Origin of the sequence: Staphylococcus sp. HMSC055C03 (assembly GCF_001809385.1) — a bacterium.
Taxonomy (GTDB): domain Bacteria; phylum Bacillota; class Bacilli; order Staphylococcales; family Staphylococcaceae; genus Staphylococcus; species Staphylococcus simulans.
Genome location: NZ_KV797483.1, coordinates 162,335 through 169,447 on the forward strand (window position 1 = coordinate 162,335; position 7,113 = coordinate 169,447).

The following is a 7,113-nucleotide window of genomic DNA, read 5'->3' on the forward strand; positions in this document are numbered from 1 at the left end:
TAAAAAATAAAAGGATGAGAAATAACATGCATATACTTATTGCTTTAATAGGGATTGTCTTCTTCTTAGCCCTCGCACTTGTTGTTAGTTCTGACAAGAAAAACGTTAAGTGGCATTACGTTGGTATCTTGCTTGTGATTCAATTTATCTTCGCGTTTGTTCTCTTAAAAACAAATGCAGGAATCACAGTCATCGGCGGTATTGCGAAAGGCTTCGCCTATCTGTTATCAAAAGCTGCAGAAGGAGTTAACTTTGTATTTGGAGGCTTTAAATACGTCAATCCAGATCAACCGCCATTCTTCTTCAACGTATTATTACCGATTGTCTTCATTTCAGCAATTATCGGTATCTTACAATACACTAAGATTTTACCAATGATTATTAATGGTTTAGGTTTCTTGATCTCTAAAATCAACGGCATGGGTCGTTTAGAATCATATAACGCAGTTGCAGCTGCTATTTTAGGACAATCAGAAGTATTCATTTCATTGAAGAAACAATTACCATACATTCCGAAGCACCGTTTATATACATTAACTGCTTCAGCAATGTCGACAGTATCCGCTTCAATTATCGGTGCTTACTTCACACTGTTAGACCCTAAATATGTCGTAACAGCAATTGTATTAAACTTATTCGGTGGATTTATTATCGCTTCAATTATCAATCCATATACAGTTGATGAAAAAGACGACAAATTATTAGTAGAAGAAACAGGACAAAAACAATCTTTCTTCGAAATGTTAGGTGAATACATTTTAGACGGATTTAAAGTTGCGGTTATTGTAGGGGCAATGTTAATTGGTTATATCGCAATTATTGCTTTACTTAATGGCCTTGTCAGCGGTATCTTTACAGCTGTATCAGGCGGTTCAATTAAATGGGACTTCCAAACATTAATCGGATTTGTCTTTGCGCCATTCGCATTCCTAACAGGTATTCCTTGGGATGACGCAGTTAAAGCAGGTTCATTAATGGCTACAAAATTATTATCAAACGAATTCGTTGCGATGTTAGACTTAGGTAAAATGCATGGTTTATCAGAACGTGCAATCGGTATTACTTCTGTCTTCTTAGTATCATTCGCAAACTTCAGTTCTATCGGTATCATTTCTGGTGCCATCAAATCATTAAATGATGAAAAAGGTGACTTGGTTGCACGTTTCGGACTTAAATTACTATTCGGTGCAACACTTGTATCATTCATCTCTGCAGCTATCGCAGGTCTATTCATGTAAATCATTTTTAAACGACTTCCGCAATCAGGAAGTCGTTTTTTCATATTGCATTCCAAACCACTTTCGTGTAAAGTAACATTTAATTATGGAGGTGTCATAATGAATATCGATGAATTTTGGGACAAATTCATAACTGAATATCCTATTTATCAAGACGCTTCTTATACCGCCTGGCAATTCGGTGTCGATGCTACAGACTTAGCTGAGTTAGTCTCACAAGGTATCAAAACTGCGACAACCAGCGGTTTAGCTTTCTACATTGAGGAAGAAGGGCCTCTACCAAAAGTCAACGATTTGAGTATCGTTCTAGATGCGCAAGATCATCCTGTTTGTATTATTAAAAATACTAAAGTATATCAAGTCCCTTTCTGTGAAGTATCAGAAAAACACGCATATAAAGAAGGAGAAGGTTCTCGAACCTTAACATATTGGAGAAACGTCCATCGCGACTTTTTCATACCTGAATACGCAAGCATTAATCAAACTTTTGATGAAGATCAAATCATGGTCTGTGAAGAATTTGAATGTCTATTTACTAAATAAATAAAGCAGGTGAAATTATGGACTTAAATAAGATACAAATCAGTAAGTTTCAAGCATCAGATACACAAGCAGTTGTAGATTTAATATGTCATACACTCAGAACGACCAACATCAAAGATGAACCGAAAGAAGCTATTGAAAGTTACGTAACAGAAACCACGCCTGAAAGCATTCAACATAAAGCAGAGCATATCAACTTCTATGTCTTTAAATTAAACAATCAATTAATCGGTACAGGTGCGATTGGTCCTTACTATGGCAGTGAAACAGAATCATGCTTCTTTTCTATTTTTGTTTCTCCTGATTATCAAAAATTAGGTATAGGTAAACTGATTATGGATACTTTAGAAGATGACTATTATTATCATCGCGCAAAACGTCTCATTATCCCTGCTTCAATAACCGCAGTACAATTTTATCGAAAGCGCGGCTATGATTATATTAACCAAAACAGCACACCTGACCATGAAGGATTAATATACTTAGAAAAATTTCCAGACTAAAAAACGAGCAACCGTTATGGCTGCTCGTTTTTTGAATGCTTATACATTCGCTTTTTTACTTTCAGCAACAATATGTTCGATGAAGTACTGTGTTACTCGATAATCATCTGTTAATTCCGGATGGAAAGAAACACCTAAATAATTACCTTCTTTAACTGCGACAATTTTGTCGCCTACTGTACTTAATACTTCTACATTGTCACTGTTTACTTTTTCAATATGCGGTGCTCTGATGAAGACCGCTTCAATATCCTCTGCGATACCTTTAATATCTAATTCAGACTCAAAGCTGTCCACTTGTCGCCCAAACGAATTACGTTCTACAGTGATATCTAATTTCTTCAAATACCCTTCTTCACCGACGATGTCTTGTGCTAAGACAATCAATCCGGCACATGTACCGAACATCGGTAAATCTGAATTGACTAAAGCTTCTTTAAATCCATACAGATTCATCAAACGACGTAATGTCGTTGATTCACCGCCTGGTAAAATTAAGCCGTCGATTTCTTCTAATTGTTCAACACGTTTGATTGCGATACCTTCGTGGCCGCTGAGCTCAATGTGGCGCAAATGTTCACGTACTGCGCCTTGTAGTGCGAGGACTCCGATTTTCATCTTACCAGCCACGCTCTTGCATACGTTCTTCTAATGAAAGTTGATTTACATCTAAGCCTCTCATTGCTTCACCAAGCTCTTGAGCTAATTTACCGATTAATTCGTAATCAGTGTAGTGTGTTGTTGCTTGAACAATTGCTTTTGCGAATTTTTCAGGGTCTTCTGATTTAAAGATACCTGAACCTACGAATACACCGTCAGCACCTAATTGCATCATTAACGCTGCGTCTTGAGGTGTCGCAACACCGCCTGCCGCAAAGTTAACTACTGGTAAACGACCATTATCTTTGATTGATTTTAAGACTTCATATGGTGCGCCGATTTCTTTTGCGAATGTCATGATTTCATCATCTGGCATAACTGTTAATTTAGCCACTTCTGAATTCACTTGACGCATATGACGTACTGCTTCAACGATGTTACCAGTACCTGGTTCACCTTTCGTACGTAACATTGCTGCACCTTCACCGATACGACGTGCTGCTTCGCCTAAGTTACGGCAACCGCATACGAATGGTACAGTGTAGTCGCTTTTTAATAAATGATACTCTTCATCAGCAGGTGTTAATACTTCTGATTCATCGATGTAGTCTACACCCATTGCTTCTAACACACGTGCTTCTGTAATATGTCCGATACGGCATTTAGCCATAACTGGAATTGAAACAGCATCCATTACTTCTTGAACAATTTTAGGATTACATGCACGCGCAACACCACCAGCTGCTCTGATATCTGATGGTACACGTTCAAGCGCCATAACTGCTACTGCGCCTGCTTCTTCTGCAATTTTAGCTTGTTCTGCATTGACAACGTCCATGATTACGCCGCCTTTTTGCATTTCAGCCATTCCACGTTTTACTCGATCTGAGCCTACAATTTTAGACATTCTAAATACCCCTTTTCTCATTGATTAAATCCAGTGTAAAGGATAAACTGATAGTGTTAAAGGACCAATTTCGATAAATATTAGGAGGCCACTTGAATGAAACAACCTTTATATATGCAGCTTTATCAAAAGTTGAAGGAACAAATCATTGAAGGCCAGTATCAATCTGGTGACCGTTTCCCTTCTAAACGCCGACTTGCTGAACATCATTCACTCAGTAATACAACAATTGAACATGCATACCAATACTTACTAGATGAAGGTTATATCTATTCAAAGCCGCGGTCAGGCTATTATGTATCAGATATTGAATCACTGCCAGTAGTCACAAAAGAATCTCCAACTGCAGTGATTCAACAAACTCAAAAAGAAACAACTACACGTTATCACTTTGATTTAGCACGTATTGATACAGAACACTTTCCGTGGCAACAATTTCGTAAGTACGCGCGTGATGTCTTTGATGAATCTATGCCAGATATTTTACAGCCTGGAGATCAACAAGGTGAATTCAGATTAAGACAAGCCATTGCACATTATCTCTTTAATAGTCGCGGTGTGAATTGTCATCCCGAACAAATCATTATCGGTTCATCCACTGAACAGTTAATCAACCAAGTAACGGATATACTCACTGACCGTTCTTACATCATTGAATATCCAAGCTATCCACCTATTAAGCAAGTGTTGGATAAAAAAGAATTGGCTTATAAACAAGTCCCTGTTACTAAAAAAGGAATTGAGATGTCACAAGTTTTCAATTCCAATCGCCAAGTGGTATATGTGACACCCTCGCATCAATTCCCGACTGGCTATGTGATGAACTTAAAGACCCGTACACAACTCATCAACTGGGCCCAACAACATAAAGACCGTTTCATTATCGAGGATGATTATGATTCAGAGTTCCGCTATTTCAGTAAACCGATTCCTGCACTTCAAAGTTTAGATAAGACAGGAAAGGTTATTTATATCAGTACCTTTTCTAAATCATTATTCCCAAGTTGCCGTATTGCGTTTATGGTGCTGCCTAAAGCACTGATGAAAAATTATCACGATTTACCTAACAAAGAAGGTAATACAGTCCCTGCCCCAATGCAGTATACAGTAGCGCAATTTATGGAAAACGGTTCATTTGATCGCCATTTGAATAAAATGCGTAAAGTTTATCGCCATAAACTGACTTATATCTTAGAAGCTTTAAAGCCCTATCAAAATCAACTCATGATTGAAGGTGCCACAACCGGCATGCATTTTACATTAACAGTTCAAAACGGCATGCATTTAGATGAGGTGTTACAACGTGCGAAACAAAATCATGTCAAACTCATCCCATTAATCAATTATATGAAGAAAGAGAATTATGATGTTACAGCACCGAAATTTATTATCGGGTTCGGGGGGATCCCAGATAATGAATTAGAAGCACATACTAGTGTATTGATTCAAACACTGACAAAATGACTTAAAGGAGAAAAACAATATGTCTGACGTTCAATTAGTCCCATATGATTCTAAATATGATCAAGATCTTGAGAAGTTTACAATTGCTGAAGCAGAAAGTGCTTTTGCGCTCTTACCCTTTGCGGCTCTTGAAGATTTAGCACCTGGAGAATATCCTGTCGTTGTTTTACATCAACAACATCCAGTTGGCTTTATGAGGCTGAATCAAAATGATGAAGGTGCATCCTTAGCACAAAATTCAAATGCTGTCTTAGTAAAATCTTTCTCTATTACGGAACGTATGCAAGGCCAAGGTCTAGCATAAGCAGCTTTGGCACAATTACCTGACTATGTGCGTACTCATTTTCCAAATACTGATGAAATCGTACTTTCAGTTAATTTTAAAAATCCTAAAGCCATTCATGTCTATCAAAAACTTGGCTATATCGATACTAAACGTATATTAGAAGGTCCAGCTGGTCCGCAACATGTGATGTCTTATCAATTTTAAATATGTCACCTTTTTATAAAACATCATATAGTGCATTGACGCTATTTAAAGGTTCACGTATAATCGAGTCCATATTTGCGAATTTTCGGAGGTGTCATTTTGAAGAAATATCCTATTGCGATATGGATGCTTGCGATCGGCGCATTTGCGATTGGAATGACAGAATTTGTCATCATGGGCTTACTACCCAATATCGCACGTGATTTCCACGTGACAGTCAGTCAAGCAGGTCAATTAATTACAGGCTATGCCTTAGGTGTCGCAATTGGCGGACCTATTTTGGTTATGATAACCATCAAACTTAATCGAAAATTTTTATTAATGCTTTTAATGGCTATTTTCATTATTGGTAACTTAGCTTCATCATTCAGCACAAGTTACGGCTTCATGATGACAGCTAGAATTATCACTTCACTTGCGCATGGTTCTTTCTTTGGAATCGGATCTATTTTAGCCGCAAGTATGGTACAACCGCAATATCGCGCAAGTGCCATGGCGTTGATGTTCATGGGACTATCTTTAAGTAATATTTTAGGTGTACCTTTTGGAACATTAATCGGTCAACAATTCGGATGGGCGATGACTTTTGTGATTATAGCTATTATCGGAATATTAGCGTTGATTGGTATTATGATTTTTGTTCCTAATCAAAAAGAGCGTCAAGCTTCATCTGTATTAGACGAATTGAAAATCTTAAAAGAAAAGCGTTTATGGTTAACGCTCGCAGTAACCCTGTTTGGTTTCAGCAGTGTCTTTGCGTATTTTACTTACATTTCATCAGTATTAATAGATGTCACACATATTAAAGAAACTCTCATTCCCTTTATGTTGATTATCTTTGGTGTGGGTGTCACGCTAGGTAACTTAATCGGTGGTAAACTTGCGGATTGGAATTTGAATAAGGCGTTACAATTAATTTTTACAATCTTCATCCTCTATTTTGGAATTCTGTATTTCATGCAGTTCAATGGACTTGTAATGGTACTTGGCGTCTTTTTATTTGGAGTTATCGGATTTAGTATGAGTCCCTCTCTTCAATATAAGAGCACATTGATTTCACAAGATGCGCCTACGTTAGCCAGTACATTGAATCAATCTGCCTTCAACTTAGGCAATGCGTTAGGTGCGTTTGTAGGTGGTTTAGTTATCACACACTTACCTGTAGCCTCATTAAGTTTAATTGCACCTTTGCTTACACTAATCGGTTTGATGTTCTTATTAATATCTATTTATGTCGAAAAACAACATTCATCTATTACTTCATAAACATAATCGCCCACTCTGTGTACCATTAAATACAGAGCGGGCGATTTATTTATTCATACCATTATATAGGCATAAAAAAAGAGACCCTTTACAGGATCTCGT

Annotated in this window: 9 protein-coding genes; 7 read left to right on the forward strand and 2 right to left on the reverse strand. The window is 37.4% G+C overall.

The genetic code is table 11. The features are described 5' to 3' along the window. Window positions 1-26 precede the first annotated feature (26 nt). From HMPREF2603_RS04270 to HMPREF2603_RS04280, 3 genes are all read left to right on the forward strand, one after another. Complete coding sequence (locus tag HMPREF2603_RS04270; RefSeq protein ID WP_002481310.1) at window positions 27-1,238, forward strand: NupC/NupG family nucleoside CNT transporter; 1,212 nt, start codon at window positions 27-29, stop codon at window positions 1,236-1,238. A gap of 99 nt (window positions 1,239-1,337) precedes the next feature. Continuing rightward, the gene (locus HMPREF2603_RS04275) at window positions 1,338-1,781 is read left to right on the forward strand and encodes an ASCH domain-containing protein (RefSeq protein ID WP_057510397.1); all 444 of its coding nucleotides are present in this window, start codon (window positions 1,338-1,340) and stop codon (window positions 1,779-1,781) included. A 17-nt stretch (window positions 1,782-1,798) separates the two neighbouring features. Beyond that, window positions 1,799-2,284, forward strand: a complete 486-nt coding sequence (locus tag HMPREF2603_RS04280) for a GNAT family N-acetyltransferase (RefSeq protein ID WP_023016298.1) — start codon at window positions 1,799-1,801, stop codon at window positions 2,282-2,284. A gap of 39 nt (window positions 2,285-2,323) precedes the next feature. Here the strand turns inward: HMPREF2603_RS04280 and pdxT are convergent, their stop codons facing one another. Next, on the reverse strand, window positions 2,324-2,902 hold the full coding sequence (gene pdxT, locus HMPREF2603_RS04285; protein WP_002481307.1) for a pyridoxal 5'-phosphate synthase glutaminase subunit PdxT: 579 nt from the start codon (window positions 2,900-2,902) through the stop codon (window positions 2,324-2,326). Between the two features lies 1 nt (window position 2,903). Beyond that, a complete protein-coding gene (pdxS, locus tag HMPREF2603_RS04290) occupies window positions 2,904-3,791 on the reverse strand; it encodes a pyridoxal 5'-phosphate synthase lyase subunit PdxS (protein ID WP_002481306.1) in 888 nt (295 codons plus the stop codon). A 96-nt stretch (window positions 3,792-3,887) separates the two neighbouring features. Here pdxS and HMPREF2603_RS04295 point away from each other — a divergent pair, with 96 nt between their 5' ends. The 4 genes from HMPREF2603_RS04295 (at window position 3,888) to HMPREF2603_RS04305 (ending at window position 7,011) form a co-directional block, all read left to right on the forward strand. Next, window positions 3,888-5,255 (forward strand): MocR-like pyridoxine biosynthesis transcription factor PdxR, encoded by a 1,368-nt coding sequence (locus HMPREF2603_RS04295; RefSeq protein WP_060803757.1) that lies wholly within the window; start codon window positions 3,888-3,890, stop codon window positions 5,253-5,255. Window positions 5,256-5,274: 19 nt separating this feature from the next. Next, on the forward strand, window positions 5,275-5,559 hold the full coding sequence (locus tag HMPREF2603_RS13595; RefSeq protein WP_231724088.1) for a hypothetical protein: 285 nt from the start codon (window positions 5,275-5,277) through the stop codon (window positions 5,557-5,559). A 6-nt stretch (window positions 5,560-5,565) separates the two neighbouring features. Further along, complete coding sequence (locus HMPREF2603_RS13600) at window positions 5,566-5,745, forward strand: N-acetyltransferase (RefSeq protein WP_231724089.1); 180 nt, start codon at window positions 5,566-5,568, stop codon at window positions 5,743-5,745. A gap of 99 nt (window positions 5,746-5,844) precedes the next feature. Then, complete coding sequence (locus HMPREF2603_RS04305) at window positions 5,845-7,011, forward strand: MFS transporter (protein WP_231724090.1); 1,167 nt, start codon at window positions 5,845-5,847, stop codon at window positions 7,009-7,011. Window positions 7,012-7,113 lie beyond the last annotated feature (102 nt).